This window comes from Stutzerimonas sp. CXK-1 (assembly GCF_057738225.1).
In genome coordinates this window covers 768,141-792,914 of sequence record NZ_CM173217.1, presented here as the reverse complement: position 1 = coordinate 792,914, position 24,774 = coordinate 768,141, and the positions used below count along the sequence as shown (strand labels likewise).

Sequence of the window (24,774 nt, the reverse complement as noted above, 5' to 3'; positions counted from 1 at the left end):
ATCGGGCCGGCTGTTCTACCTTCATGGCAGGGCCGCCGATTTCCGGCGCCGTCAGGGGTGGGATGCGATGACCGACGATGCAGGCAAACTGGTTTTGAGACTGGCCGTGGGCGTGCTGATTCTGCTGCACGGGATTCACAAGCTGCTGCATGGCGTCGACGGCATCGCCGGCATGCTCGCCGGCCATGGGCTGCCGAGCGTGCTCGCCTATGGCGTCTACCTCGGCGAGGTGGTCGGCCCGCTGCTGGTGATCCTCGGCCTGTACACGCGCCTCGGCGCCCTGCTGATGCTGGGCAACATGCTGGTCGCCCTGGCCCTGGCGCACCGCGCCGAGCTGGCCTCGCTGGGGCCGATGGGCGGCTGGGCGATCGAACTGCAGGCGCTGTTCCTGTTCGGCTCGCTGGCGATCCTGCTGCTTGGTGCCGGGCGCTTCAGCCTCGGCGGGGCGAACGCCCGCTTCAACTAGCCGCGCCTGGCGCCCGGTGCCGCCGCGCCGGGCGACCGATCATCGCCTTCGCGCGCCCCCTTCGTTTCACTGGCATGGCATTGGCTTGAGCGGTCCTTGCGTCGCCTTGACGCAACCGATCGATAACAAGAAAAAGGACCCATCCATGCCTTCGATACCCCCTCTTGCACTGGCTCGCGTCGGCCTGCCGCTGGCTTCGCTTTGCCTTGCCCTGGCCAGCGAAACGGCTACGGCCGCCGGCTGCGCCGAGCTGATCGGCACCGGCATACCGGCCGAGGCCATCGCCCTGCCGACCCGTGGTGCGCAGGTCACCGCCGCCGTGGCCAGGCCGGCCGACGGCACGACTCCGGCCTACTGCGACCTGAGCGCCGAGATTCGCCCGGTCGATCCCGCCGCACCGGCGATCCGCATGCGCCTGGCGCTGCCCGAGCGCTGGAACCGCAAGGCCCTGATGCTCGGCGGTGGCGGCTACAACGGCAGCGTGCCGAACGTCGCCGGCAACGTTCCGGCCGGCCCGCTGGGCCGGCCCACACCGCTGGGCCGGGGCTATGCGGTGTTCGGCAGCGACTCGGGGCATGTCGCCGACCCGCTGCACCCCGGCGCCTTCGCCTGGAACGAAGAAGCGCTGGCCAACTACGCGCACGACGCGCTGAAAAAGACCCGCGACACCGCGATCGAGGTGATCCGCCTGCGCTACGGCGCTGCGCCCGAACGCAGCTACTTCGCCGGCGGTTCCACCGGCGGGCGCGAGGCGCTGGCAATGGTGCAGCAATGGCCGACCGACTTCCAGGGTGCGATCGCCCTCTACCCCGCCTACAACGCCGCCGCGCTGAACCTGCAGTTCGGCCGCATCAGCCGCGCCCTGGCCGCACCCGGTGCCTTTCCCAGCCTGGAGCAGCGCGCCGCCCTGCTCGAGGCGGCGCTGCAGGCCTGCGATCAGCTGGACGGCGTGCGCGACCGCGTGATCAGCCACCAGGCCGCCTGCAATGCGCGCTTCGACCCCGCGCGGGCCCGGCTCGATGGCCGCCCGCTGCGTTGCCGAGGCGGCGCCGCGGGCGGCGAGCGCTGCCTGTCGGATGCGCAGATCGCCGCCCTGCGCGTAATCGACACGCCGATCCGCTTCGCCAGGCCGCTGGCCAGCGGCGAACGCGGCTACCCGGGCTTCAACGCCTGGGGCACCGACTTCGGCCGCCCCGGCAGTGGCCTGCAGCAGGTGGTCAACCGGCTGGGCCTGAACACCCTGCCGCCGGCCTACCCGATGCCGCCGCATGGCACCGGCTTCGAGGAGGGCGCGCCCTACCACGCCGGTTTCTGGGACGAGTGGATCCGCCACTTCGTGACACGCAACCCGGCCTTCGACTCGCTGACCTTCGACCCGCAGCGGCCCGGCCCCTGGCAGGCGCGCATCGATCAGCTGTCGCTGCGCCAGGACGTCAACCGCACCGACCTTTCGGCCTTCGCCAGAGCCGGCGGCAAGCTGCTCATCGCCCATGGCACCGCCGACCAGCTGGTCAGCAGCCGCGCCAGCGCCGAGTACTACCGGCGCATCCGCCGCGACATGGGCCCGGGCAAGACACGCCAGTTCCTGCGCTATTACGAGATCCCCGGCTATGGCCACGCCGCCAGTACCCAATTCAACGCCGCCTGGGACTCCTTGAGCGCCCTCGAGGCCTGGGTCGAGCACGGCCGTGCGCCACGCCGCCAGACCGTCACCGATACGGTCGGGGTGCCGGGCCGCACGCGGCCGCTATGCGAGTACCCGAGCTGGCCACGCTATGTCGGCAAGGGTGACGTCAACCGCGCCGAGAGCTTTGTCTGCAGCCCCATCCGGGGTGCACACCGCTGACAGGCAGCGTCCAGCCAGCTGGACACCCCGAGCCGACCAGCCGTCAGCCCTGATGGACATGTCCAGCCAACTGGACATGTCCATCCCTCGCCTTGACTGCCTGCAGGCCTCGCCACGGGCCGGCGGGCGACCGCTACCGACGATGCCGCACGGCTGGCACGCCTTTCGCTCCGCCTGTTGCGGCCGTGCGCACACGGCCCCGGCCAGTGCCGGTACAGAACAACAACAAGAGGACACACCATGCGACTGCACCATCGATCCGTCTGCCCGCTGCTCGCCAGCGCCCTCGCCCTGGCCGTCGCCGGCCCGGCCAGCGCCGCCTTCGTCGAGGACAGCAAGGCCAGCATCGATCTGCGCAACTTCTACATGAACCGCGATTTTCGCTCCGGCGACGGCCAGTCCAAGGCCGAGGAATGGGCGCAGGGCTTCATGCTGAAAATGGAATCGGGCTACACCGAAGGCCCGCTCGGCTTCGGGCTCGACGCCATCGGCCTGCTCCGGGTGAAGCTCGACTCCAGCCCCGACCGCGTCGGCACCGGCCTTCTGCAGAGCGACCGCGAGGCGCCCAACCGTGCCCAGGACGACTACGGCTCGGCCGGGCTGACGGCCAAGGCGCGGCTGTCTGCCACCACCCTGCACGTCGGCACCCTGCAGCCGCTGCTGCCGGTGGTGATGCGCAACGACAGTCGCCTGCTGCCGCAGGCCTTTCGCGGCGCCTGGTTGCAGAGCAAGGAGATCGACGGCCTGACCCTCGATGCTGGCAAGCTCGACCGGGTCAACCAGCGCAATTCTTCGGACAACGAGCAGATGACCGCCTTCAACGGCGGCAAGCGCAACATCGTCTTCGGCCGCCAGACGAGCAGCGACCAGTTCCTGTTTGCCGGCGGCCGCTACGCCTGGTCGGCCGAGCTGAGCACCAGCTACTACTACGGCGGCCTCGAGGACATCTACCGGGAGCACAACCTGGGCCTGGTCCACGTACTGCCGCTCGGCGAGGGGCGCAGCTTCAAGACCGACCTGCGCTACGTGCATCAGACCGATGACGGCGGCAGCAACGTCGACGCCGACGCCTTCGGCCTGCTGTTCAGCTACAAGCACGCGCAACACACCTTCAGCGCCAGCTACCAGCGCCTCGATGGCGATACCGGCTTCGCCTACCTCTCCGGCGCCGACAATTCGCTGATGCACCTGGTGCAGATCAACGACTTCGGCAATCAGGACGAGCGCTCCTGGCAGCTGCGCTACGACCTGGACTTCGCCGGCTTCGGCATTCCCGGCCTGAGCCTGATGACCCGCTACCTGTCCGGAGACAACGTCGAGCGGGGCGCCGGGCTCGGCGAGGGCAAGACCTGGGAGCGCAACACCGACATCGCCTACGTCATCCAGAGCGGGCCGCTGAAGAACCTCGGCCTGCGCTGGCGCAACGCGACGACGCGCAGCAACTATGCCAGCGACCTGGACGAGAACCGCCTGATCATCAGCTACAGCCTGCCGCTCTGGTAATGCGCGCCGGCCGGGCTGCGGCCCGGCCGACGCCGACCGGCCGTCCCCTGCCGGGAACACGGGTGGGGGTATGGGTCTCCACATCGGTACAAGCCGAATCGGGAGGTTTCCAATGCTGGTCTTCGAACCCCTTTACACCCCGGGCCTTGCGCAACTGTCCTACCTGGTCGGCGACAGCAAGGCCGCCATCGCCGCGGTGATCGACCCGCGCCGCGACATCGACGTCTACCTCGACATGGCCCGCGAGCGCGGCCTGCGCATCGCCTACGTGTTCGAGACCCACATCCACGCCGACTTCGTCTCCGGTGCCCAGGCCCTGGCGGCGCGCTGCGGCGCCCGGCTGGTCGGCGGGCGCAGTGACGACTACGGCTTCGCCCTGCACCAGGCCGAGGACGGCGAAACCTTCGCCCTCGGCCAGGTCAGCCTGCAAGTGCTGCATTCGCCTGGGCACACCCCGGAGCACATCTCGCTGCTGCTGCGCGACAACCAGCAGGGCGAACAGCCCTTCGCCCTGTTCACCGGCGACACCCTGTTCAACCTCGACGTCGGCCGCCCCGACCTGCTCGGCGCCGGCAGCGAGCGCGCACTCGCCGCACAGCTGCACCACAGCCTGTTCGAGCGCTACCTGCCGCTGGGCGAGCGCATGGAGGTCTACCCCTGCCACGGCGCCGGCTCGGCCTGCGGCAAGTCGATCGGTGACCGTCGCCACTCGACCCTGGGCAACGAGCTGCTGTTCAACCCGGCGCTCAAGCCGCGCAGCGAAGCCGAGTTCGTCGACTGGCTGCTGGCCGAGATGCCCGAACCGCCGCGCCACTATGCCCGGCTGAAGCAGCTCAATGCGCGCCCGGCGCCGCTCAGCGCCGGCCCCGCGCTGCCGGCACCGCTGTCGCCGGAGGAGTTCCGCCAGCGCACCCTCGACCACGAGGCCGTGCAACTGGTCGACGTGCGCTCGATCCTCGCCTTTGGTGGCGGCCACGTGCCCGGCGCGCTGAACATCGCGCTGCGCAACGAGTTCGTGAACTGGGCCGGCTGGATGCTCGACGACCAGCGGCCGATCTACCTGGTCGGCGAGGACAGCGCCGAGGTGCAGCAGGCCACCCTGCAGCTCTATCGCATCGGCCTGGACCGCGTCGAAGGCTACCTGCGCAACGGCATGACCGACTGGCAGAACGCCGGCCTGCCGCTGGAACGGGTGCGCGAGTGGACGGTGGAGGAACTCGACAGCCGCCGCGGCGACCCCCAGGTGCAGGTGCTCGACGTGCGCAGCCACAACGAGGTGCGCCAGGGCCGGGTGCCGGGCGCGCAGCACGCCTTTGTCGCCCACCTGCCCGAGCAGCTCGACCGGCTGGATCGCGACAAGACCGTGGCGGCCTATTGCGGCAGCGGCTACCGCGCATCGATCGCGGCGAGCATCCTCAAGCGCCATGGCTTCCGCGACGTGGTCAACGTGCCCGGTTCCTGGACCGCCTGGCAGAAGCACGACCTGCCGGTGCAGCAGGCCGGCTGAGCCACTCTAGTGGCCTGTTTGGCTAGTTCAGTTAGTCAATTTCGGCGCCCGAGGCCCCGCTACTGCGTTGCCACTCCTCGCCATAGCCCTGCTATGACTCGTCGCGGCGCCTTGTCTCGGAACCTCGTGCATCCGAACTTGAGTTAACCAACTAGCCGCACAGGCCACTAGTACTCCACCGCCAGGCGGGTGCTGGCCGGCTCGGCCTGGCAGGCCAGCACCCAGCCCTGGCGCAGCTGCGCGCTATCGAGCACCAGGTTGCTGCGCATGCGCGCCTCGCCCTCCACCACCCGGCAGCGGCAGGCGCCGCACACCCCGGAGCGGCAGGCCTGCGGCGGTTGCAGGCCGACCGCCTCCATGGCTTCGAGCAGCGCTTCGCCCGGCTGTACGTCAAGCTCGCGGCGGCGCCCGTCGAGGGTCACCTGCAGGCGGCTGGCGCGCGCTTGGTTGCCTCGCGCGGGGGCAGGCGCGGCGCTGGCGAAACGCTCCAGATGGATGCGCGCCGGCTCCACGCCGTGCTCGGCCAGGGCCTGCACGGCGCCGTCCATGAAGGCCTGCGGGCCGCAGACAAAGGCTTCGACGCGCGGCCAGCCGGCGATCTTCTCGGCGATCGCCCGGCTGCTCGGCACGCCCTGCTCGGCGTCGAGCCAAATGCACAGCTGCAGCCGTTCGGGGTGGCGTGCGGCGAGCGCGGCCAGCTCGTCGGCGAAGATCAGCGATTCGGCATCGCGGCTGGCGTAGAACAGGAACAGCCGACCGCGCCCCTGCTCGAGCACCGCCTCGAGGATCGCGCGCAGCGGCGTGATACCGCTGCCGGCGCCGAGCAGCAGGTGATCGCCATCCAGATCCCTGGAAACGAAGACACCGGCCGGCGGCAGCAGCTCGAGGCGTGCGCCCGGCCGAAGCTGGTCGAGCAGCCAGTTCGAGGCGCGCCCGTCGGGCACGCGCTTGACCGTGATACGCAGCGTGCCGTCGTTGCCGACCGGCTGCGACAGCGAATAGCAGCGCAGCAGCGGTGGCTCGGCGCAGGGCACACGCAGGGTGACGAACTGCCCCGGTTGCGCAGCGAAGCATTCCCTGAGCGCCGGCGGCACACGCAGGCTGAACGAAGCGCTATCGGCCGTCTCGGCCTGGCGCGCGCTGACCTCGAGCGTAGTGAAGGCCGGCGCCGCGACCACTGCGGCAGGCGCCGGGCCACTCGCCGGCGCCGGCTGGCGCGGGCCACGCAGCATCGACCAGGCCAGCTTGCGGCGCAGCAGCAGCACGTAGCCGATATGCAGGCCCACCAGGGTCAGCGCCAGGTTGGCGAAGAATTCGTGCACTTCCTCGGGGTCGCCCAGCCAGCCGACCAAATCGATGTCACTGGCGGCACCGAACAGCTCCGGGCTGACGCCCGGCAGGTCGGCCAGCACGTCGCCGTTATCGACCATGCCCAGGCCGATCAGGCTGGCCAGCGCCAGGCTGACCAGGGTGGCAAAGGTCAGCCAGCTGCCGAACGCGCCGAGGCTCGGCTTGCGTGGTTGCGCCGGCAGTAACCGCGGGAAGCCACGCGGGCGCAGCAGGGCAATCACCAGCCGCGCGAGCAGCAGCCCGACCAGGCCGTAGCCCAGCCAGACATGCAGTAGCTCGGCATCGTCGCCGGTCAGGTAGACCGCGACGAAGAAACCGGCCAACAGCCAGTGGAACAGACGAAAACGGTTGAAAACGGCCACGACGGCGATCCTCTCTGATGGATGCCGCACTTGTAGGCCGCCGAGCTGAAGCGAAGCTGAACGCCATCGCCGCGCGGCGTTCAGCTTCGCGTAAGAAGCGCCGGCTAGGCTGCGCTCAACCCACCTGGAGAGCGCTTTATGAAAGCCCACTGGATCGCCCTGGCCTGCTGCCTCAGCCTGCCCGCCCTGGCCGAAACCGAACACCCGCTCTTGCCCGGCTACGCCACCCAGGCGCGCCAGGCCGATCCGGCCTTCGCCGGCTTCTCCGCCGAGCGCGGCAAGGCGCTGTACTTCGCCGAGGAGCAGCGCAACGGCAAGACCATGAGCTGCACCACCTGCCATACCGCCGACCCGCGCCAGGCCGGCAAGACCCCCGCGCACCGCAAGGTCGACCCGCTGGCACCGGTGGCCAACCCCGAGCGCTTCACCGACCTGAAGAAGGTCGAGAAGTGGTTCCGCCGCAACTGCGACGACGTCTTCGCCCGCGAATGCACGGCACAGGAAAAAGGCGATTTCATCAGCTGGATCACTGGCCTGAAGTAGGAGCACGCCCATGAAACGCATCGTTGCGCTTGCCACCCTCACCGGGCTGGCCCTGGCGCTGACCCTCGGCGGCTTCAGCCTGGCCGACGACGACGAACATCACGAACGCAAGGGCTACAAGAGACCCAAGCGCCTGGCCGTGCCCAGCGACGCACCGCTGGTGTGGAAGGAGGAATGCGCCGCCTGCCACATGCTCTATTCGCCCGGCCTGCTGCCGGCCGATGCCTGGCGCGAGCAGATGCGCACCCTCGGCGACCACTACGGCAGCAACGCCTCGCTGGACCCGGTGCAGGAACAGGAAATCCTCGATTTCCTGGTCCGCGCCTCGGCCGCCAACCGTTTGCCGGTCGAGCCGTCGCCGACCGCCGGCGAGCCGCCGCGCATCAGCCAGACCCGCTGGTTCGAGCGCAAGCACCACGAGGTCAGCGAGGCCAAGTTCGCCCGCGAGGCGGTCGGTGGCCGCTTCAACTGCGTGGCCTGCCACCGCGACGCCGAGCGCGGCGACTTCGACGAGGACCGCGTGAAGATCCCGCGCTGAGGCGATGGCCGGTGCGCCCTGTTCATTCCATGGAGAGAAACCGATGACGACCCCTACCCTGCGTGGCGCCCTGGCACTGTCGCTGCTGCTGAACCTCGGCGTGCTCGGCACGCTGGCCTGGCAGAAGCTGGCCACCGACGGCCTGCCGATGCCTTCCGGCGCGCCGACCGCGTTGTCACGTGAATTGCAGCTGAGCGCCGAACAGCTCGGCCGCTGGCATGACCTGCGCGCACCCTACCTGGCCCGCCTGCGGGCCGCCGAGACGGCGGTGGCCGAGCAGCACCAGCGGCTGCTCGACGCGCTGCTTGGCGAGCGCGCAGACGCGCAGCGCATCGCCGGCGAACAGGCGCGCCTGGCCGAACTGCGCGAGGCGCGCCAGCAGTTGCTGGTCGAGCAGTTGCTGGCCGAGCGCGAGTTGCTCGATGCGCGGCAGCGGGATCGGCTGGTGGGCTATCTGGCTGCGCAGGATGCCGTGGGGGCGGTTGCCGTGGGGCGATAGCTTCGGCACGGGCGCCGGGCCGGGCTCTTTGCGGCTGGCTCGGCGCTGCCGACTTTCGCTCGTCAGCCCTTCGCAGAAGCGCTTCAGGGGTGCTGGCTGGAGCCTTCGTTTCGCCCTGCCGGGCGATTCACTTTCTTCACTCGCCGGATGGCCGCCCCCCAAAAAGCAAGCAAAAACGCTTGTCTCTCCATCGGATCCCGCATTCCACCCGCGCCCCGGGAACGGCGTACAAGAGCACGCCTGGTCCTCTCGCCGCGCCCATACCGCTCGCCCTGACACAACGACTGCGCTCACCCTCCTGAAGGAGGCATGACAGGTCGTGCACAGAAAGCAACGCCAAAGCTACGTCTCGTTCCTGCAGGCGACTCGGACCTCGATCCCGTCAGGAGGCCGAGTGGAGATGTTGCGCAGGGGGACGCGAGGCATGGACGCCCGGCGAGCAACGAAGGGACCGAGGCGCCCCGTCGTGAGAGGGCGCCGAGCCCAGCCACCAGTGCGAAGGAAGTCTGGCCGCCAAGCGGGCGGCCCCGGATGTCGGCCGCGCTTACTCTTTGGCTGCTTTCTCTGCGAGCAACGATACGAAGCGAAGCGGAGCAACAGCCGCAGGCTGGCCCGAAGGGCGAGCGATGCGAGTCAAGTGACTCGGCCGGGGGCCGAAACCCGAGGCAGCAGCACACGCGGCAACCGCTCCTACCCTCGAACGAAATCAAACGGCTGAAACTGCAGGCTTGCCGATCCAGGCCACACCCCGATAGATCAATAAAGGAAATATGGCCACGTACGGGCAGGCGGTAGCGTTCAGACCGCCTGCCCCACCACTCAGCCCTCCCGTGGCGGGCGGCTCCCCGGCGCCGCTGTCGCTGCCGGCTGCCCCCCACCGGCACGCGCCAACCGGCGTGCGGCGGGCTGCTCGTCGCGCTCCCGATCGGCCGTGGTATTGCCCAGCAAACTGCCGGTCGCCACCTGCAGGTACGCCTGCAAATCACGCAGCATCGGCGCCGCACGGGCGGCATCCTCGATGCGCTCGGCCGCGGCATCGGTGCCGAGCCGGTAGCGGTACAAGCGCGGCTCGAGGTCCTTGGGCTGCACCAGTACCTGGTCGCCGCGCAGTATCGCCACGGTCTGGTCGCTGCCCGAGGGTTTGATGATGCCGAAGCCCGGATCGCGCTCGTCCAGCGCCAGCAGATCGCGGCCCCAGCACTGGTGGCGCACTTCGCCCCCGAGACGGCCCATGATGGTCGGCACCACGTCGACCTGGGTGCCGACTACCTGGCGCCGCGCACCAAAGGTTTCGGTCACGCCGGGGGCGATCAGCAGCAGCGGTACATGGAAGCGGAACAGGTCCATTTCGGTGAGCTGCTCCGGCGCACCGAAGCCATGGTCGCCGACCACCACGAACAGGGTGTCGTTGAACCAGGGTTTCTGCCGGGCCTGCTCGAAGAAGCGGCCCAGCGCCCAGTCGGCGTAGCGCATCGCGGTCAGGTGCTCGTCGAGCGAGCCATGCCCGCTGACCGCCTGCACCGGCAACGGATCGGGCAGCGCATAGGGCGTGTGGTTCGACAGCGTCTGCAGCAGTGCGTAGAACGGTTTGTCCTGGCCCAGCGCGTCGAGCTCCTGCACCGCGCGGTCGAACATGTCCTGGTCGGAAACGCCCCAGGTCGGGTCGGAGACCACCGGGTCGACATAGTCGTTGCGGCCGACGAAACGGGTCATGCCCTGGTTGCCGAAAAAGCCCAGCTGGTTGTCCCAGGCGAAATCGCCGTTGTAGACGTAGACATCGTTGAACGCACGCGCGCTGAGCAGTTGCGGCAGCCCGGAGAAGCGGTGGCTGCCCTCGGGCGACTGCATCAGGTATTCGAAGCCCGGCAGGTTGGGAAAGCAGGCCATGCTGGCGAACATGCCCTGGTGGGTGTGGGTGCCGTTGGCGAAGAAACGCTCGAACAGCAGGCCCTCGCCGGCCAGCCGGTCGAAGTTCGGGGTGATGCCGTCGCGGCTGCCCAGCGCGCCGACATACCGCCCGGCAAAGCTCTCCATCAGGATCACCACGACGTTGCGCACCGGTAGCCGGCCGGCCTCGGGCGCCTGGTAGTCGCGGCGCACCGCGGCCAGCTCACCGTCAACCAGCCGATCGTTGCCGGTCAGCAACAGCGCGCGGGTGCGCGTCAGGGCTTCGCCTTCGGGCAGTACGGCTTTCCAGGCGTTGTCACGGTGATCGGAATAGCGGTTCTTCGCCGCCTCGTAGAGCGACAGCGCCGGGTTCAGGCCGAGCTGGTTGACGAACACCGAGTCGGTGGTGAAGGCATCGCCCCAGCGCAGCGGCGGGCCCTGGCGCAGGGTGCCGCGGGCGGCGACCACGCTGACCAGCACCAGCGCGACCAGCGTCGCACCGCGCCAGTGCCAGCCCAGCGGCGCCGGGCTGCGCGGCCTGCTGGCCAGCGCGCCGACCTGCGGCCGGCAACGGCGGTCGAGCCAGCCGAACAGCAGCGACCAGAGCAGCGTCAGCCCACCCCAGACGCCGAGCAGCTTCACTACCGGAAAGCCGTGCCAGAGCATGCTGAGGACGGTCGCCGGATCTTCGGACAGGTACTGGAAGACCAGGCTGTTCAGGCGCTGGTGAAACTCCTGGTAGAAGTTCAGCTCGATCATCCCGAGCAGGATCACCAGGCTGGCGCAAACGCCCAGCCAGACGCGCTGCAGCCTGCGTGCGGCCATCGCCCGGCGGCTGAGCACCGCCAGCGAAAGCGGCAGGAGGATGTAGACGAGCAGGCGCAGGTCGAAGCGCAGGCCGTTGCCGAAGCCTTCGAGCAGGGTCCCCAGGCTGGCATCACCGAGCAGCTCGCGGTTGAACAGCAAGAGCGCCAGGCGCAGCAGGGAGAACAACACGAGCAGCGCGAGCGCGCTGCCGGTCATGAACAGCAGGTGGTGGCGCAGGCCTGGCTGGCCGGCCGACGCGCGAGCGGTTCCATCGGTCATGAAAGGGTTCCTGGGCAGATCGGAAGAGGACTCAAAGCAGGATCACCGCCCAGACCACGGCGATAAGCGTCATGGTTAGCAGCTGGGCGGCGCTGCCCATGTCCTTGGCGCGCTTGGACAGCGGGTGCAGTTCCAGCGAGATGCGGTCGACGGTGGCCTCGATCGCCGAGTTGAGCAGCTCGACGATTGGCGCCAGGAGCACCACGGCGATCAGCACGGCGCGTTCGACGCGGCTGACATCGAGCAGAAACGCCAGGGGGATCAGCAGCAGGTTGAGCAATACCACCTGGCGGAAGGCCGCCTCGCCCACATAGGCCGCGCGCAGCCCGGCCAGCGAATAGCCGCCGGCCTGGACGATACGCCGCAAGCCCTGGCGCCCCTTGAGCGTGGCCGCATCGAGCGACTCGGCTAACGGTTCAGTGTCCATCGTCGACCTCCTGGGCGCCGAGCAGGGCCGCCTGGTAGTGCGCCTGCAGCGCGGCCCAGTCGGCGGTCGAGATCGCCGGGGCACGCCGGCGCAGCTGGTCCATGTCGCGTCGCGAGGCCTGCCGAGGCCACAGGCGCCGGCGGCATTTCTCCAGATCGAGCAGCGCCACCTCGACGTGAGCGTCCGCTCCTGCTCCGTCTACGCGCAGGAAGATGTGCTTGGGGTAGAGGCAGCCGTGCTGCCAGCCGGCCCGATGCAGGCGCGCGAGCATTTCACCCAGGCGCTGCAGCAGCCGGGCCTGCACCGCGGCATCACGCAGGTGACGCGCTTCCTGATACCACTGCTCGAGGCTGACGAAGCCGCTCAGCTCCTCGGTGACCAGCAACGCCTGCCATTGCCCGGCCGGGCGCTGCGCCGCGCAGTAGACCACCCGCGGTACCCGGATGCCGAGCCGCTCCAGGGCGCGCAGCGCCTGGTATTCGCGCAGCGCCGTGGGGCGGCCGAACGGGTGCGCCAGCGAGCGGTACAGGTGGCCGGTCTGGCGCTTGCAATACAGCAACGGCCGTTGCGGATCGGCCAGGCGCAGGCGCTTGACGCCACTCTCGCCATCACGCCGCTGGTTGGGCTCCTCGACCCACTCGCCCTGCGCCTCCCACCAGCGCTGAAAGGTACTGGCCTGCGCCAGCGCTCCGGGTATCACCAATGGCATGCCCATGGTCAGCTCCGCTTGCGCAGTACGTAGACCCGCCACATCGCGTAGCCGGGCAGGAAGTCGCGGTGGCCGAGGATGTCGAAGCCGGCCTCGGCGAATTCCGCCTCGACCAGCCCGCGCGGTACCACGAAGCGGTTCTGGTTTTCCTTGGCCGGGCGCCGGCGCTCCAGGCGCTTGCGCTTCCACGCCTTGTAGTTGCCGTCGACCCACAGCGAGAGGATCAGGGTGTCGCGGGTGACGCGGTGGAATTCGCGCAGCATCGCCAGCCGGTGCTGCGGGTCGGCCACGTGATGCAGCAGACGCATGCAGAAGATCGAGTCCACCGCACTGTCGTGCATGTCGATGTCGAACGCCGAGGTCTGGAAGGTCTCGACCCGCGCGACCACTTCAGGCGGCTGCTCGCTCTGGGCGACGGCCAGCATGTCGGCCGAGTTGTCGGCGGCAAAGATCATCCGGCTGGGGTGCTCGGCCAACAGCGGCCAGAAGCGCCCGGCGCCGCAGGGCAGATCGAGCACCAGGTCCGGTTCGCCGGCGCGGGTCAGCGCCCAGCGGGCGAGCTGTTCGTCGCGCCAGTGCGACAGGCGCCGCGCGATGCCGTCCTGGTGCTTGTGCAGGTACTGGTAGGCGTGGTCGCGGTCGTACTTGCGGGAAAAGTCCAGTTCGATGGGGTTGGATCGAGGCATGACGGGCACCGCTCTATGAAGGTCACGCCCCAACCTAGCTTGACCGCCATCAAGGCCCCGTCAAAAGACTGTGAAAAAAACGTCAAGAACCGAGCGCCACACTGAAACAGCTGCCGCACGGTCGCTGCGCCTGCACGCGCACCTGCCAGCCCTGGTGCGCGCAGATCCTGCGCACCAGCGAAAGCCCGAGGCCGAGGCCCTCGCCGCGATTCTCGGCACCGCGCACGAACGGCTGGAACATGCGTTCCTGCTGCTCCGGCGGAATGCCCACGCCGCTGTCCTCGACACGAAAGCCGCCGCGTTCGAGCACCAGGCGGATGCCGCCGCTGTCGGTGTAGTGCAGTGCGTTGCGCAACAGGTTGGACATCACCGTGCCGAGCAGCGTGTGGTTGTATAGCCTCTCGTCGTCGCCTTCGCGAACCACCTCGAAGGCCAGCCCCTTCTCGCGCATCGGCGGCGCCCAGCGCTCGCTCTGCTCACGCGCCACCTCGTCCAGGCTGGCGCTGCCGCCAAAGGCGAGCTGCTGATCGGGACGCGAGCGTGCCAGCAGGAGAAAGGTCTCGACCAGCGCCTGCATTTCTTCGGCGGCGCGCTGGATACGCTCGGCCTGACGCCGCGAGCGCTCGGGCAGCTCGCCGGCCAGCAGCAGTTCGCAGGCGCCGAGCACCACCATCAGCGGGGTGCGCAGCTCATGGCTGACGTCGGCGGTGAACAGCCGTTCGCGCTCGAGCGTCTGGCGCAGCTGGCCGAGCGTGCTGTCGAAGGCCGCGGCCAGATGGCCGACCTCGTCGTCGGCGTACTGCAGGGCCAGCGGCGGCGCCAGTGGATGCAACTGGTCGCGATGACGTACCTGCAGCGCCAGGCGGCTCACCGGCGCCATCACCTTGTGCGCCATCAGCCGGCCGAGCAGCCAGGCGCCGAGCACGCTGAGCACGAAGCCGGCGAGCACGGTGTTGAACAGCGCGTTCTCGCGCTCCTCGAACTCGTTCTGCTCCTCCATCAGCACATAGCGCTCGCCATCCAGGTCGCGCACGTAGACGTAGTACGCCTCGTTGCCGCGCACCACTTCGGTGAAACCTTCGGCCAGCGCGGCGAAGCCGTCGGGCAGCGGGTGCTCCGGTAGCGCGGTGCTGAAGAACAGGGTGCGCGCATCCAGCCGCGGCGGCTGGCCGCTGGGCAGGTCCTCATGCAGGACGGTGTCCATCTCGCGGCCCATTTCCTCGGTCACCAGCTGCGACTCGATGGAATAGACCACCGCGACGATCCCAAGCGAGAACATGCCGCTGACCAGCAGCGTCATCAGCGTGAAGGCAATGACGATGCGGCGGGCGAAAGGCTGCTTAGCGAGCATCGCTCTGCTCCGCCAGGCGGAAGCCGACGCCATGCACCGTGTGCAGCAGCGGCCGCTCGAAGGGTTTGTCCAGCGCCTGGCGCAGCTGGTGGATGTGGCTGCGCAGGCTGTCGCTGTCGGGCACGTTGTCGCCCCACAGGGCTTCCTCGAGCGCCTCGCGCCGCACCACCGCCGGGCTGCGCTGCATGAGGATGGCGAGCAGCTTGTGGCCAATGGGGTTGAGCCGGATCGGCACGCCACCGCGGCTCACCGCCAGGGTGTCGAGGTCATAGACGAGGTCGCCGACCTGCAGCTGCCGGCGCCGGGAACCCTGGCTGCGGCGCAGCACCGCTTCGATGCGGGCGACCAGCTCGGACAGGGCGAAGGGCTTGACCAGGTAGTCGTCGGCGCCGGCCTCGAGCCCCTTGATGCGATCGGGCAGCGCATCGCGGGCGGTGAGCATGATGATCGGCGTGTCGCGCCGCGCATCGTCGCGCAGGCGCTGGCACACCTGATAGCCGTCGATACCGGGCAGCATGATGTCCAGCACGATCAGGTCGTAGTCTTGGGTGGCCGCCAGATGCAGGCCGCTCAGGCCGTCCTGGGCGCAATCGACGAGGTAGCCCTTGAGCTCGAGGTAGTCGAGCACGTTGGCGAGGATGTCGCGGTTGTCTTCGATGACGAGGATTCGCATATCGGTTCGCGGCTATGACGATTTTTTCACGGCTTCTTTACGAAGGGCTCACGGACGCACTCGCAGACTTCGCCGCGTTCGTCCTTAGCCGTGGATCATACGATGCCTTTTCCCCGACATGCTCAGCTTCGTTATCTCGCCCTGCTTCTGGGCCTCTGGCTCGGCACCTTCGTGCTGACCCGCTCGGCGTTGCTCGTCGCGCACTGGCAGGAGGCGACCGCCGGCCCGCTCGACATCCTGCGCATCTATGCCGAAGGCGCGATCTACGACCTGGCCTACCTGGCCTTTGCCGCCGTGCCGCTGGCGCTGTATCTCGCGCTCTGCCCGCGAAAGATCTGGGCCAGCCGCTGGCACCGGCTCGGCCTGCGCCTGCTGCTGGTGCTGAGCCTCTACGCGATGCTGTTCACCGCGGTGGCCGAGTGGCTGTTCTGGGACGAGTTCGGCGTGCGCTTCAACTTCATCGCGGTGGATTACCTGGTCTACTCCGACGAGGTCATCCACAACATCATGGAGTCCTACCCGCTCTTCACCCTGCTCGGCCTGCTCGCCGCCCTGGCCCTGGCACTCGGCCTGGCCCTGCAGCGGCCGGTCAGCCGCGCCCTTGCCGCACCGAGCCTGCCCTGGCGCGGGAGCCTGGCGACGCTGGCCAGCGTAGCGGGCCTGGCACTGGCCGCGGCACTGGTGGTTGGCCAGGACTTTCCGCGCGGCAGCGGCGGCAACGCCTACCAGCGCGAGCTGGCGAGCAACGGCCCGTTCCAGTTCTTCGCCGCCTTTCGCAACAACGAGCTGGACTATCCGCAGTTCTACGCCACGCTGCCCGACGCCGAGATCGGCAGCCGCCTGCGCCGGGAAGTCGCCGAGCCGAATGCGCGCTTCCTCGGCAAAGACCCGCTGGACATCCGCCGGGCGATCGACAACCCCGGCCAGCCACGTCATCTGAACGTCGTGCTGGTGACCATCGAGAGCCTCAGCGCCAAGTACCTGGGCAGCTTCGGCGACGCGCGCGGGCTGACCCCCAACCTCGACGAGCTGCGCAAGCACAGCCTGACCTTCACCAACTTCTACGCCACCGGCACGCGCACCGACCGTGGCCTGGAGGCGATCACCCTGTCCGTGCCGCCGACCCCGGGGCGCTCGATCGTCAAGCGCATCGGTCGCGAGAGCGGCTTTGCCAGCCTCGGCCAGCAACTCGGCGCCCAGGGTTACGACAGCGTGTTCCTCTACGGGGGGCGCGGCTATTTCGACAACATGAGCGCCTTCTTCGGCGGCAACGGCTACCGCGTGGTCGACCAGAGCAGCGCCGACGAAGCGGACATCCACTTCAAGAATGCCTGGGGCATGGCCGACGAGGACCTCTATGCCCTGGCCATGCGCGAGGCCGATGCCGACCACGCCGCCGGCAAGCCGTTCCTGCTGCAGCTGATGACCACCTCCAACCACCGCCCCTACACCTACCCGGACGGCCGCATCGACATCCCCTCCGGCGAGGGCCGCGAAGGTGCGGTGAAGTACACCGACTACGCCATCGGCCAGTTCCTCGACAAGGCGCGGCGCAAGCCCTGGTTCAAGGACACGCTGTTCGTCTTCGTCGCCGACCATACCGCCGGCAGCGCCGGCTCGCAGGACCTGCCGGTGGCCAACTACCACATTCCGCTGTTCGTCTACGCGCCGGGCCTGATCGAGCCGCGCGAGTTCACCGGGCTGGCCAGCCAGATCGACCTGGCCCCAACCCTGCTCGGCCTGCTGAACATGGATTACGTGTCGACCTTCTTCGGCCGCAACCTGTTGCGCGAGGATGCCGCGCCGGGACGCGCACTGATCGGCAACTACCAGCACCTGGGCCTGTTCGACGGCCGCGACCTGGCGATCCTCAGCCCGCGCCTGCAGGTACGCCGGCATGACGAGGCGCTGCGCTCGAGCCGCGAATCCGAGGCGCCGCTGAGCGACCCGCTGGTGCAGCGCGACATCGCCTACTACCAGGGCGCGAGCCACGACTACCGCCAGGGCCTGCTGAGCTGGCGGGCGCCAGCACCGCACGCCGATCAGCTCAGCCAACGCTAGACCGACCCGGCGCCCGACCAGGGCGCCTCTGGAGTTCCGATGCCCCGCCTACCCGACCGCTGCGAAAGCAGCCGCCCGTACAACTTCGTCCTTGGTTTCGGCGTGCCCGCCGCGCTGATGCTGGCACTGCTGATCGGCGACCCCAGCGAACTCGACTTCGCCTTCTCCCGGCTGTTCTACGAGCCGGGCGTCGGTTTCGTCGGCCGGCACAGCTGGCTGCTCGAGGACTTCCTGCACGACCGCGTCAAGCAGGCGGTGATCGTCATCGGCGTGCTGGCCATCGCCGGCTTTCTGGTCAGTCTGCTGCCGACACGCCTGGCGCGCTGGCGCCGCTCGCTGGGTTACCTGGTGCTGGCACTCGGCGTGTCGACCAGCATCGTCACCCCGCTCAAGGCCCTGACCGGCGTGCATTGCCCCTGGAGCCTGACCGACTTTGGCGGCCAGGAGACCTTCACGCCGCTGCTGGCCGAACGCGCACCTACGCTCAAGCCCGGTCGCTGCTGGCCCGGCGGGCACGCCTCGGCGGGCTTCTCACTGCTGGCGCTGTTCTTCGTGTTGCGCGACCGCCGCCCGCGCCTGGCGCGCTACGCGCTGGGGCTGGCACTGGGCCTGGGCACAGTGATGTCGCTGGGCCGGGTCATGCAGGGCGCGCACTTCCTCTCGCACAACCTGTGGACGCTGCTGTTCGACTGGACGATCTGCCTGGCCTGCTACCGCCTGGTGCTCTATCGGCCGGCGCCGGCTCTGCAAGGTGCCGTCGCCGTCGAGCCCGCGCTCTAGTCAGCCGCCGGAAACGACAAAGGCGCAGGGTGCGGTTGCCCCTGCGCCTTTTTTTCGTCTGGACCTCAGCCGCTGGCTCAGCGATGGAAGGCCTCGGCCCGGTCCTGGTCGACCTGATGACGCCACTCGCGGTCACGCTGGCGCTGCCAGGCATCGCCACGCCGCGACGGCAGGCCACCGCTGCCCAGCGGCAGCGCCTCGCACTGGCGATAGCCGTCATCCCAGCCCTGCGCATAGAGCGGCTGGCTTAGGTAGCGCGGCACGTCCTTGCGAAATGCGGCCATGGCGCCGGCGGCCTGGCGGCCGCTGCTGCAACCGGCACCATAGCCCTCGAGGTAGGCCGGCGGATAGCCGTCGCCGGCGGGCTGAGCGGGGTCACCCTGACAGCCCGCCAGCACCAGTGCGGCGAACAAAAGCGCCAGCGGCGCAGCGGCAGGCCGCCCCGCGCGAGGCCGGGTCGAGGAGCAATCAGGCAAGCGGCGCATGAACATCGAATCACCCTGCAGGAGGCGACCGCACGCAGGCAGCGCGCGGCATCCGAGGCAGTCTGCGCGGGGCGCCGTCAGGGTTCCGTCAAACCGGCGTGAATGAAACGTGAAGCCGCGGGCGCCGGCCTGCCACCCGACCAGCGGCGAGGCCGCTGGCTTCAGCCCTCGCGGCGAAATCTGTAGAACAGGTTCGGTTCGCTGACCACGTAAAGCGTGCCGTCATTGTCGATCGTCACGCCTTCGGGCTGCGGTGCCGAGCGTTTCAGATCACTGAACAGGCCGTTGAGGCTGCGGTAGCTGAGCATCCGCCCGTCGCCGCTGAGCTCCATCACCAGATGCGACTCGTCGCTGAGCAGAATCAGGTGGCCGGTGGCGGCATCGAAGTGGATGTCCGAAAGGTCGGTGGCGAACACCTGGCCCGTGATCCAGTCGCTGCGGTCGCGCACCTTCAGCTGCAGCCCCCCGTCGAGGCTTGCCGCCACGCCATCGACCTCGTAGAGCTGGCGCGGGTCGCGCTCCTTGACGATGAACATGCGGTCGCCGGCGGCATCGTAGGTCACCCCTTCGAAACCCTTGTTGCCGTTGAGGTTGATGCCCAGGGAAAAGAACCTGGCCTCGGCGCTGTCGATGGTGCGCGGCACGGCCGGCAACTGGAAGATGCTCACCTGCTGGGCCCGTTCGTCGGACACCGCCACGCGCCCGCCGCCCATGTAGGTGAGCCCTTCGATGTCGCCAAAACCCTGCAGCGGATAGCGCTCCAGCAGCTCGCCGGTCTTGCTCAGCGCGACGATTTCGGTCGGCCCGCCGTTGACCACGCCCAACAGGCGGTCAAGGTCGGTGTCATAGGTGATAGCCGACAGGTTGCGTGCGATGCCCTCGATCGGCTTGGCGTCGATCTGCACCCGGTAGGCGGGCAGCCAGCGATTGGCGACGCCCTGGTCGGTGACGTTCATCTGCCGGGTCAGGTAGAAGTACAGCCGCTCGTCCCAGTGCAACGCCACACCGACGCCCAGGCCGACCAGCAGCGCCAGCAGGCCGAACAGCCGACGCCGGCCGAACCGCAGCTTCAGGCGTTGCCCGGGGTAAAGGGAGATCTGCATCATCGTGGTACTTCCTCGTCCTGGCGCCGCCAGTTCTGTTCGGTAAGGAGCGTCCAGTGCCCGTGCTGTCCCGTTTCATGGCCCGCCTGCAAGGCTGGGCCCGTGCCCTCAAGCGCGACGTCATGGCGCTCTGGTTCTGCGCCCGCCACCCGGCGCTGCCCTGGTGGCTGCGCCTGCTGACCCTGGCCATCGTCGCCTACGCCCTGAGCCCGATCGACCTGATCCCCGACTTCATTCCGCTGCTCGGCTACCTCGACGACCTGCTGCTTCTGCCGCTGGGCATCTGGCTGGTACTGCGCCTGACGCCGCCGCAGGTGCTGGCCGAAAGCCGAGAGCAGGCGCTGGCCTGGGAGGCACGGCGTGCGGCCCGCCCGACCAGTCGCGCCGGTGCCGTGGCAGTCGTGCTGATCTGGCTGCTCGGCGCCGCGCTGGCCGGCTACTGGCTGCTCGGGCAAGGCCGACCATAACCAGCGCCTTGTGAAAAAAACGTAACGGTCGAGCGCCGCCAGAACAGCGCTCGCCGCTTAAGACTGCCTTAAGTTTGCCGCCGCAGACTCCAGCCCAGATTCCTGAACCGAGGTTCCCCGAATGGAACTCCCCTGGGTTGATCACACTGACGTACTGGCACGCATCGGCCGCGAGCGGCCGATGACCCTGCAACTGGCCCAACCCGATCAAGGCGAGCGCCGCATGGCGCTGGAAGCCTTCATCCACCAGCGCTTCGCCGAGCACTACGGGGCGCACGTGAAGCACTTCATGCCTTGCCTGCTTGGCCTGCACGACGACGACGGCACCGTGCAGGGCGCCGTCGGCCTGCGCAGCGCGCGGCGCCGGCCGCTGTTTCTCGAGCGTTATCTGGACGCACCGATCGAAGAGGCCGTCAGCCTGCGCAGCGGCCGGGCGATCCCCCGCGAGGAGATCGTCGAGGTCGGCAACCTGGCCGCCTTCGGCAATGCCTCGGCACGCCTGTTGATCGTCGCGCTGACCGACCTGCTGGTCGCCCAGGGCTTCCGCTGGGTGGTGTTCACCGGTACTCCGGCGCTGCTCAACAGCTTCCAGCGTCTGGCGCTGACGCCGCTGCCCCTGGGCCTGGCCGATCCGGCACGAATGGGCGACGAGCTGCCGGACTGGGGCAGCTACTACGCCAGCCGCCCGCAGGTGATGGCCGGCGAGATCTTGCCCGGCCACCAGCATCTGCTGCAGCTCGGCGTGTACGCCCGGCTTGGCTATCAGCCGCTGTTCGATACCGGCGAGGTGCCCCATGCAGCCTGCAGCTGAACGCTTCTGGACGGCCCTTGAACAGCACAGCGGCATGGCCCTGAGCGAGGGCACGCGCCAGCTGAGCTATGCCGAACTGCGCCACGAGGTCGCCGCCCGTGCCAGCCGGCTCGAAGCGCTCGGCGTCGCGCGCGTCGCGCTGGCCCTGGACAACGGCCTGGAATGGGCGCTGTGGGACCTCGCGCTGCTGCGCGCCGGGCTGGTCTGCGTACCGCTGCCGGGCTTTTTCTCGCCGGCGCAGCAGGCGCACGTGCTGGAGCACGCGGGCATCGATTGCCTGATCGGGGCGACCCCGGCACCGATCGAGCGCAGCGGCTTCACCGCCCAGGAGCCCGGCCTGTACCTGCGTCAGCCGGGCGCCGTCACCGCGGTGCCGCCCGGCACCCTGAAAATCACCTATACCTCCGGCACCACCGGCCAGCCCAAGGGCGTGTGCCTGGATGCGCGCGCACAGCTCGCGGTGGCCGAGAGCCTGTGGCAGGCCAGCCTGCCCTGCGCGGTGGAGCATCACCTGTGCGTGCTGCCGCTGGCGACCCTGCTGGAAAACATCGCCGGGCTCTACGCACCGTTGCTGGCCGGCGCCCGCGTCGAGCTGCGCCCGCTGGCCGAGGTCGGCTTCAGCGGTGCGGCGGGCTTCGATCTGCCGCGCTTTCTCGGCACGCTCAACGAGAGCCGCCCGCACAGCCTGATCCTGCTGCCGCAGCTCTTGCTGGCGCTGGTCAGCGCTGCCGAGCAGGGCCTGCCGCTGCCACCGGCGCTGCGCTTCATTGCGGTCGGCGGTGGCCGCGTCGCGCCGCAACTGCTCGAGCGTGCCGAGCGTCTCGGCCTGCCGGTGTTCGAGGGCTACGGCTTGTCCGAATGCGCCTCGGTGGTCTGCCTGAACACTCCCGTGGCACGGCGCATCGGCACGGTCGGCCGGCCGCTGCCGCACGTCGAGCTGCGTCTGGCCGAAGATGGCGAGGTGCTGGTCAAGGGCCCGCACATGCTCGGTTATCTCGGTGAGCCGCCGCTGCACGACGACTGGCTGGCCACCGGTGACCTCGGCCATTTCGAGGACGGTTTCCTGGTTCTGCATGGGCGCAAGAAGCACCAGTTCGTCACCGCCTACGGGCGCAACGTCAATCCCGAATGGGTGGAGGCCGAGCTGATCCAGCAGGCGCCGATCGCCCAGGCCTGGCTGCATGGCGAGGCGCTGCCGCAGAACGTCGCGGTGCTGGTGCCCCGCCGCGCCGATTGCAGCGATGCCGAATTGCAGGCGGCGGTGAGCCAGGTCAACGCCGGCCTGCCGGATTACGCCCGGGTGCACCGCTGGCTGCGTGCCAGCGAACCCTTCCGCGCCGACAACGGCCTCGCCACGGCCAATGGCCGGCTGCGTCGCCCGGCGCTGCTGAGCCGTTATCGCACCACGCTCGACACCCTTATGCCTTCCCTTCAGTGAGGTCTCTCATGGATTTCTTCGATCAGTTGCAACACCGGACCAGCGCCGAACGCGAGTACCTGCTGGCCTCGCCGATCATTCACGCCGCGCTGGCCGGCACCGCCACCCGCGAGCAGTACATTGCCTTCCTGACCCAGGCCTACCACCACGTCAAGCACACCGTGCCGCTGCTGATGGCCTGCGGTGCGCGCCTGCCCGAGCGGCTCGAGTGGCTGCGCGAGGCGATTGCCGAATACATCGAGGAAGAGCTCGGCCACCAGGAGTGGATCCTCAATGACATCCGCGCCTGCGGCGGCGATGCCGAGGCGGTGCGCAACGGCCAGCCCGCGCTGCCCACCGAACTGATGGTGGCCTACGTCTACGACCGCATCGCCCGGCACAACCCGGCGAGCTTCTTCGGCATGGTCAATGTGCTCGAAGGCACCAGCATCGCCCTGGCGACCCAGGCCGCCGGCGTGCTGCAGGACAAGCTCGGCCTGCCGGCCAAGGCGTTCAGCTACCTGACCTCCCACGGCAGCCTGGACATGGAGCACATCGAGTTCTTCAAGAAGCTGATGAACCGCCTCGACGACGAGGCCGACAAGGCCGCGGTGGTACATACCGCACGCGTGGTGTACCGCCTGTATGGCGACATCTTCCGCAGCCTGACCGCACCGGAGCACGGCCATGCAGCTGCGTGACACGCGCATCCTGCTCACCGGCGCCAGTGGCGGGATCGGCCAGATACTGGTGGAGCGGCTCTGTGCCGCGGGCGCCAAGCTGCTGCTCGCGGGGCGCTCGGGCGAGGCGCTGGAGTACCTCGCGCAGCGTTTCTCCGGCCAGGTCAGCCTGGTCTACGCCGACCTCACGCGCGCCCAGGACCGCCAGCAGGTGGCCGATGCCGTGCGTCGCCAGGGCTGCGTCGATTGCGTGATCAATGCCGCCGGGATCAACCAGTTCAGCCTGCTCGAGCAGCAGAGCGAGGACGCCATCGCGCGGCTGATCGAAGTCAACGTGACGGCCACGCTGCAGCTGACCCACCTGCTGCTGCCGCTGCTGCACCAGCAGCCGCGGGCACTGCTGGTCAACCTCGGCTCGACCTTCGGTTCGATCGGCTTTCCCGGCTTTACCGCCTACTGCGCCAGCAAGTTCGCCCTGCGCGGCTTCTCCGAAGCGCTGCGCCGTGAGCTCGCCGACAGCCGCATCAAGGTGCTCTACATCGCGCCCCGGGCCACTCGCACGGCGATGAACAGTGCCCAGGTGGTGGCAATGAACGACGCGCTGAAAGTCGAGATGGACGACCCGCAGCAGGTCGCCGAGGAAATCCTGCGGGCCATCGTCCGCGAGCGCGAGGAGCTGTACCTGGGCTGGCCGGAAAAGCTCTTCGTGCGCCTCAACGGCATCCTCCCGCGGCTGGTCGACCAGGCGCTGCGCAAGCAGCTGCCGGTGGTCAAGCGCTTCGCCGACGCCGACCGCCCGCGCACCCCGCCGCCCCCTTCAGATACCCTGCCCGGAGATTCCCGATGACCCGCCACCCGTTACTGATCGCCGCATTGCTGCTGACGCTCGGCCAGCCCGCGCTGGCTCTGGAGCCTGCCGGTGCGCAGGCATTGCACAGCCTCCAGCAGCGCTGGGCCGAGATCAACTACCAGACCCCCGAGGCAAAGCGCGAGGCGGCCTTCGCCAAACTCGCCGACGAGGCGAAACAGGCCGTGGCCGCCGAGCCGAACGCTGCCGAACTGCACATCTGGCACGGCATCGTGCTGAGCACCTGGGCCGGCGCCAAGGGCGGCCTCGGCGCACTGGGCCTGGTCAAGCAGGCCAAGGCCGAGTTCGAGCAGGCCATCGAGCTCGACCCGAACGCGCTCGATGGCTCGGCCTACACCAGCCTGGCGAGCCTCTACTACCAGGTGCCCGGCTGGCCGATCGGCTTCGGCGATGACGACAAGGCCGAAGCGCTGTTCAAGCAGGCCCTGGCGCTGAACCCGAACGGCATCGACCCGAACTATTTCCACGGCGACTTCCTGCTGCGCCAGAAGCGCTACGGCGAAGCCCGCGTCGCGCTGCGCAAGGCGCTCGCCGCGCCGCCACGGCCCGGCCGCGAGACGGCCGATGCCGGGCGCCGCGAAGAGGCCCAGCGGTTGCTCGACGAGGTCGAGACCAAGCTGCGCTGATCGCCGTCGTGGCGGCTGCCCTGGCGGACCGCCACGCCCCCTC

Annotated in this window: 24 protein-coding genes; 15 read left to right on the top strand and 9 right to left on the bottom strand. The window is 69.0% G+C overall.

Annotated features, from left to right (window positions below):
* Window positions 1-67 precede the first annotated feature (67 nt).
* From AC0KXH_RS03760 to AC0KXH_RS03745, 4 genes are all read left to right on the top strand, one after another.
* Window positions 68-466, top strand: coding sequence for a DoxX family protein (locus AC0KXH_RS03760; protein WP_041111312.1), 399 nt, complete (start codon window positions 68-70; stop codon window positions 464-466).
* Window positions 467-611: 145 nt separating this feature from the next.
* A complete protein-coding gene (locus AC0KXH_RS03755) occupies window positions 612-2,312 on the top strand; it encodes a tannase/feruloyl esterase family alpha/beta hydrolase (protein WP_488224184.1) in 1,701 nt (566 codons plus the stop codon).
* A gap of 240 nt (window positions 2,313-2,552) precedes the next feature.
* Window positions 2,553-3,815, top strand: coding sequence for an OprD family porin (locus tag AC0KXH_RS03750; RefSeq protein ID WP_488224183.1), 1,263 nt, complete (start codon window positions 2,553-2,555; stop codon window positions 3,813-3,815).
* A 112-nt stretch (window positions 3,816-3,927) separates the two neighbouring features.
* Window positions 3,928-5,322 carry an MBL fold metallo-hydrolase gene (locus AC0KXH_RS03745; RefSeq protein ID WP_488224182.1) on the top strand — a complete coding sequence of 465 codons (1,395 nt, stop codon included), beginning with the start codon at window positions 3,928-3,930 and terminating at the stop codon, window positions 5,320-5,322.
* A gap of 167 nt (window positions 5,323-5,489) precedes the next feature.
* On the opposite strand, the gene AC0KXH_RS03740 is transcribed toward AC0KXH_RS03745, so the two are convergent.
* Complete coding sequence (locus AC0KXH_RS03740) at window positions 5,490-7,034, bottom strand: 2Fe-2S iron-sulfur cluster-binding protein (RefSeq protein WP_488224181.1); 1,545 nt, start codon at window positions 7,032-7,034, stop codon at window positions 5,490-5,492.
* Window positions 7,035-7,172: 138 nt separating this feature from the next.
* Here AC0KXH_RS03740 and AC0KXH_RS03735 point away from each other — a divergent pair, with 138 nt between their 5' ends.
* The 3 genes from AC0KXH_RS03735 to AC0KXH_RS03725 are packed head-to-tail and all read left to right on the top strand — an operon-like array spanning window position 7,173 to window position 8,614.
* Entirely contained in the window at window positions 7,173-7,577 is a 405-nt protein-coding gene (locus tag AC0KXH_RS03735) for a DUF1924 domain-containing protein (RefSeq protein WP_213150225.1), read from the top strand.
* A 10-nt stretch (window positions 7,578-7,587) separates the two neighbouring features.
* The gene (locus AC0KXH_RS03730; protein ID WP_200293642.1) at window positions 7,588-8,115 is read left to right on the top strand and encodes a diheme cytochrome c; all 528 of its coding nucleotides are present in this window, start codon (window positions 7,588-7,590) and stop codon (window positions 8,113-8,115) included.
* Window positions 8,116-8,158: 43 nt separating this feature from the next.
* The gene (locus AC0KXH_RS03725; RefSeq protein WP_348692294.1) at window positions 8,159-8,614 is read left to right on the top strand and encodes a periplasmic heavy metal sensor; all 456 of its coding nucleotides are present in this window, start codon (window positions 8,159-8,161) and stop codon (window positions 8,612-8,614) included.
* Between the two features lie 819 nt (window positions 8,615-9,433).
* On the opposite strand, the gene AC0KXH_RS03720 is transcribed toward AC0KXH_RS03725, so the two are convergent.
* The 6 genes from AC0KXH_RS03720 to AC0KXH_RS03695 all read right to left on the bottom strand — a co-directional run bounded on the left by AC0KXH_RS03720 (window position 9,434) and on the right by AC0KXH_RS03695 (window position 15,433).
* Entirely contained in the window at window positions 9,434-11,587 is a 2,154-nt protein-coding gene (locus AC0KXH_RS03720) for an LTA synthase family protein (RefSeq protein ID WP_437270378.1), read from the bottom strand.
* Window positions 11,588-11,618: 31 nt separating this feature from the next.
* A complete protein-coding gene (locus AC0KXH_RS03715; RefSeq protein ID WP_041103741.1) occupies window positions 11,619-12,014 on the bottom strand; it encodes a diacylglycerol kinase in 396 nt (131 codons plus the stop codon).
* On the bottom strand, window positions 12,004-12,729 hold the full coding sequence (locus tag AC0KXH_RS03710; protein WP_488224180.1) for a lipopolysaccharide kinase InaA family protein: 726 nt from the start codon (window positions 12,727-12,729) through the stop codon (window positions 12,004-12,006). The genes AC0KXH_RS03715 and AC0KXH_RS03710 overlap by 11 nt, the downstream gene beginning before the upstream one ends.
* Before the next feature lie 2 nt (window positions 12,730-12,731).
* Window positions 12,732-13,409: a class I SAM-dependent methyltransferase gene (locus AC0KXH_RS03705; RefSeq protein WP_041103737.1), complete on the bottom strand. Its 678-nt coding sequence runs from the start codon at window positions 13,407-13,409 to the stop codon at window positions 12,732-12,734.
* Window positions 13,410-13,491: 82 nt separating this feature from the next.
* Window positions 13,492-14,760 (bottom strand): sensor histidine kinase, encoded by a 1,269-nt coding sequence (locus tag AC0KXH_RS03700; protein ID WP_488224179.1) that lies wholly within the window; start codon window positions 14,758-14,760, stop codon window positions 13,492-13,494.
* Window positions 14,750-15,433, bottom strand: coding sequence for a response regulator transcription factor (locus AC0KXH_RS03695; RefSeq protein ID WP_041103734.1), 684 nt, complete (start codon window positions 15,431-15,433; stop codon window positions 14,750-14,752). The genes AC0KXH_RS03700 and AC0KXH_RS03695 overlap by 11 nt, the downstream gene beginning before the upstream one ends.
* A 102-nt stretch (window positions 15,434-15,535) precedes the next feature.
* Here AC0KXH_RS03695 and AC0KXH_RS03690 point away from each other — a divergent pair, with 102 nt between their 5' ends.
* Both AC0KXH_RS03690 and AC0KXH_RS03685 read left to right on the top strand, forming a co-directional pair.
* The gene (locus tag AC0KXH_RS03690; RefSeq protein ID WP_488224178.1) at window positions 15,536-17,494 is read left to right on the top strand and encodes an LTA synthase family protein; all 1,959 of its coding nucleotides are present in this window, start codon (window positions 15,536-15,538) and stop codon (window positions 17,492-17,494) included.
* A 117-nt stretch (window positions 17,495-17,611) separates the two neighbouring features.
* Complete coding sequence (locus AC0KXH_RS03685; protein ID WP_376748555.1) at window positions 17,612-18,274, top strand: phosphatase PAP2 family protein; 663 nt, start codon at window positions 17,612-17,614, stop codon at window positions 18,272-18,274.
* Window positions 18,275-18,351: 77 nt separating this feature from the next.
* Here AC0KXH_RS03685 and AC0KXH_RS03680 read toward each other — a convergent pair whose 3' ends face one another.
* The gene (locus tag AC0KXH_RS03680; RefSeq protein ID WP_488224177.1) at window positions 18,352-18,765 is read right to left on the bottom strand and encodes a hypothetical protein; all 414 of its coding nucleotides are present in this window, start codon (window positions 18,763-18,765) and stop codon (window positions 18,352-18,354) included.
* Between the two features lie 155 nt (window positions 18,766-18,920).
* Window positions 18,921-19,862 carry an SdiA-regulated domain-containing protein gene (locus AC0KXH_RS03675; protein ID WP_488224588.1) on the bottom strand — a complete coding sequence of 314 codons (942 nt, stop codon included), beginning with the start codon at window positions 19,860-19,862 and terminating at the stop codon, window positions 18,921-18,923.
* A 77-nt stretch (window positions 19,863-19,939) separates the two neighbouring features.
* On the opposite strand from AC0KXH_RS03675, the gene AC0KXH_RS03670 reads away from it, so the two are divergent.
* The 6 genes from AC0KXH_RS03670 to AC0KXH_RS03645 all read left to right on the top strand — a co-directional run bounded on the left by AC0KXH_RS03670 (window position 19,940) and on the right by AC0KXH_RS03645 (window position 24,731).
* Window positions 19,940-20,329, top strand: coding sequence for a YkvA family protein (locus AC0KXH_RS03670; RefSeq protein WP_061337042.1), 390 nt, complete (start codon window positions 19,940-19,942; stop codon window positions 20,327-20,329).
* 121 nt (window positions 20,330-20,450) lie between these two features.
* Window positions 20,451-21,140 carry a thermostable hemolysin gene (locus AC0KXH_RS03665; protein ID WP_488224176.1) on the top strand — a complete coding sequence of 230 codons (690 nt, stop codon included), beginning with the start codon at window positions 20,451-20,453 and terminating at the stop codon, window positions 21,138-21,140.
* On the top strand, window positions 21,124-22,578 hold the full coding sequence (locus AC0KXH_RS03660) for an AMP-binding protein (RefSeq protein WP_488224175.1): 1,455 nt from the start codon (window positions 21,124-21,126) through the stop codon (window positions 22,576-22,578). The genes AC0KXH_RS03665 and AC0KXH_RS03660 overlap by 17 nt, the downstream gene beginning before the upstream one ends.
* A gap of 8 nt (window positions 22,579-22,586) precedes the next feature.
* A complete protein-coding gene (locus AC0KXH_RS03655) occupies window positions 22,587-23,258 on the top strand; it encodes an iron-containing redox enzyme family protein (protein WP_488224174.1) in 672 nt (223 codons plus the stop codon).
* The gene (locus tag AC0KXH_RS03650) at window positions 23,245-24,084 is read left to right on the top strand and encodes an SDR family oxidoreductase (protein ID WP_488224173.1); all 840 of its coding nucleotides are present in this window, start codon (window positions 23,245-23,247) and stop codon (window positions 24,082-24,084) included. Before AC0KXH_RS03655 ends, AC0KXH_RS03650 begins: the two co-directional genes overlap by 14 nt.
* Window positions 24,081-24,731, top strand: coding sequence for a tetratricopeptide repeat protein (locus tag AC0KXH_RS03645; protein WP_165564002.1), 651 nt, complete (start codon window positions 24,081-24,083; stop codon window positions 24,729-24,731). The genes AC0KXH_RS03650 and AC0KXH_RS03645 overlap by 4 nt, the downstream gene beginning before the upstream one ends.
* The last annotated feature ends 43 nt before the right edge of the window (window positions 24,732-24,774 follow it).

What these genes read in the sequence shown, in the direction of transcription:
- AC0KXH_RS03715 (WP_041103741.1), bottom strand. Translation starts at nt 12,014, where the DNA reads ATGGACACTGAACCGTTAGCCGAGTCGCTCGATGCGGCCACGCTCAAG.
- AC0KXH_RS03745 (WP_488224182.1), top strand. Translation starts at nt 3,928, where the DNA reads ATGCTGGTCTTCGAACCCCTTTACACCCCGGGCCTTGCGCAACTGTCC.
- AC0KXH_RS03645 (WP_165564002.1), top strand. Translation starts at nt 24,081, where the DNA reads ATGACCCGCCACCCGTTACTGATCGCCGCATTGCTGCTGACGCTCGGC.
- AC0KXH_RS03680 (WP_488224177.1), bottom strand. Translation starts at nt 18,765, where the DNA reads ATGTTCATGCGCCGCTTGCCTGATTGCTCCTCGACCCGGCCTCGCGCG.
- AC0KXH_RS03660 (WP_488224175.1), top strand. Translation starts at nt 21,124, where the DNA reads ATGCAGCCTGCAGCTGAACGCTTCTGGACGGCCCTTGAACAGCACAGC.
- AC0KXH_RS03685 (WP_376748555.1), top strand. Translation starts at nt 17,612, where the DNA reads ATGCTGGCACTGCTGATCGGCGACCCCAGCGAACTCGACTTCGCCTTC.
- AC0KXH_RS03720 (WP_437270378.1), bottom strand. Translation starts at nt 11,587, where the DNA reads ATGACCGATGGAACCGCTCGCGCGTCGGCCGGCCAGCCAGGCCTGCGC.
- AC0KXH_RS03725 (WP_348692294.1), top strand. Translation starts at nt 8,159, where the DNA reads ATGACGACCCCTACCCTGCGTGGCGCCCTGGCACTGTCGCTGCTGCTG.
- AC0KXH_RS03695 (WP_041103734.1), bottom strand. Translation starts at nt 15,433, where the DNA reads ATGCGAATCCTCGTCATCGAAGACAACCGCGACATCCTCGCCAACGTG.
- AC0KXH_RS03710 (WP_488224180.1), bottom strand. Translation starts at nt 12,729, where the DNA reads ATGGGCATGCCATTGGTGATACCCGGAGCGCTGGCGCAGGCCAGTACC.
- AC0KXH_RS03730 (WP_200293642.1), top strand. Translation starts at nt 7,588, where the DNA reads ATGAAACGCATCGTTGCGCTTGCCACCCTCACCGGGCTGGCCCTGGCG.
- AC0KXH_RS03700 (WP_488224179.1), bottom strand. Translation starts at nt 14,760, where the DNA reads ATGCTCGCTAAGCAGCCTTTCGCCCGCCGCATCGTCATTGCCTTCACG.
- AC0KXH_RS03670 (WP_061337042.1), top strand. Translation starts at nt 19,940, where the DNA reads ATGGCCCGCCTGCAAGGCTGGGCCCGTGCCCTCAAGCGCGACGTCATG.
- AC0KXH_RS03650 (WP_488224173.1), top strand. Translation starts at nt 23,245, where the DNA reads ATGCAGCTGCGTGACACGCGCATCCTGCTCACCGGCGCCAGTGGCGGG.
- AC0KXH_RS03760 (WP_041111312.1), top strand. Translation starts at nt 68, where the DNA reads ATGACCGACGATGCAGGCAAACTGGTTTTGAGACTGGCCGTGGGCGTG.
- AC0KXH_RS03690 (WP_488224178.1), top strand. Translation starts at nt 15,536, where the DNA reads ATGCCTTTTCCCCGACATGCTCAGCTTCGTTATCTCGCCCTGCTTCTG.
- AC0KXH_RS03665 (WP_488224176.1), top strand. Translation starts at nt 20,451, where the DNA reads ATGGAACTCCCCTGGGTTGATCACACTGACGTACTGGCACGCATCGGC.
- AC0KXH_RS03735 (WP_213150225.1), top strand. Translation starts at nt 7,173, where the DNA reads ATGAAAGCCCACTGGATCGCCCTGGCCTGCTGCCTCAGCCTGCCCGCC.
- AC0KXH_RS03755 (WP_488224184.1), top strand. Translation starts at nt 612, where the DNA reads ATGCCTTCGATACCCCCTCTTGCACTGGCTCGCGTCGGCCTGCCGCTG.
- AC0KXH_RS03675 (WP_488224588.1), bottom strand. Translation starts at nt 19,862, where the DNA reads ATGCAGATCTCCCTTTACCCCGGGCAACGCCTGAAGCTGCGGTTCGGC.
- AC0KXH_RS03750 (WP_488224183.1), top strand. Translation starts at nt 2,553, where the DNA reads ATGCGACTGCACCATCGATCCGTCTGCCCGCTGCTCGCCAGCGCCCTC.
- AC0KXH_RS03655 (WP_488224174.1), top strand. Translation starts at nt 22,587, where the DNA reads ATGGATTTCTTCGATCAGTTGCAACACCGGACCAGCGCCGAACGCGAG.
- AC0KXH_RS03705 (WP_041103737.1), bottom strand. Translation starts at nt 13,409, where the DNA reads ATGCCTCGATCCAACCCCATCGAACTGGACTTTTCCCGCAAGTACGAC.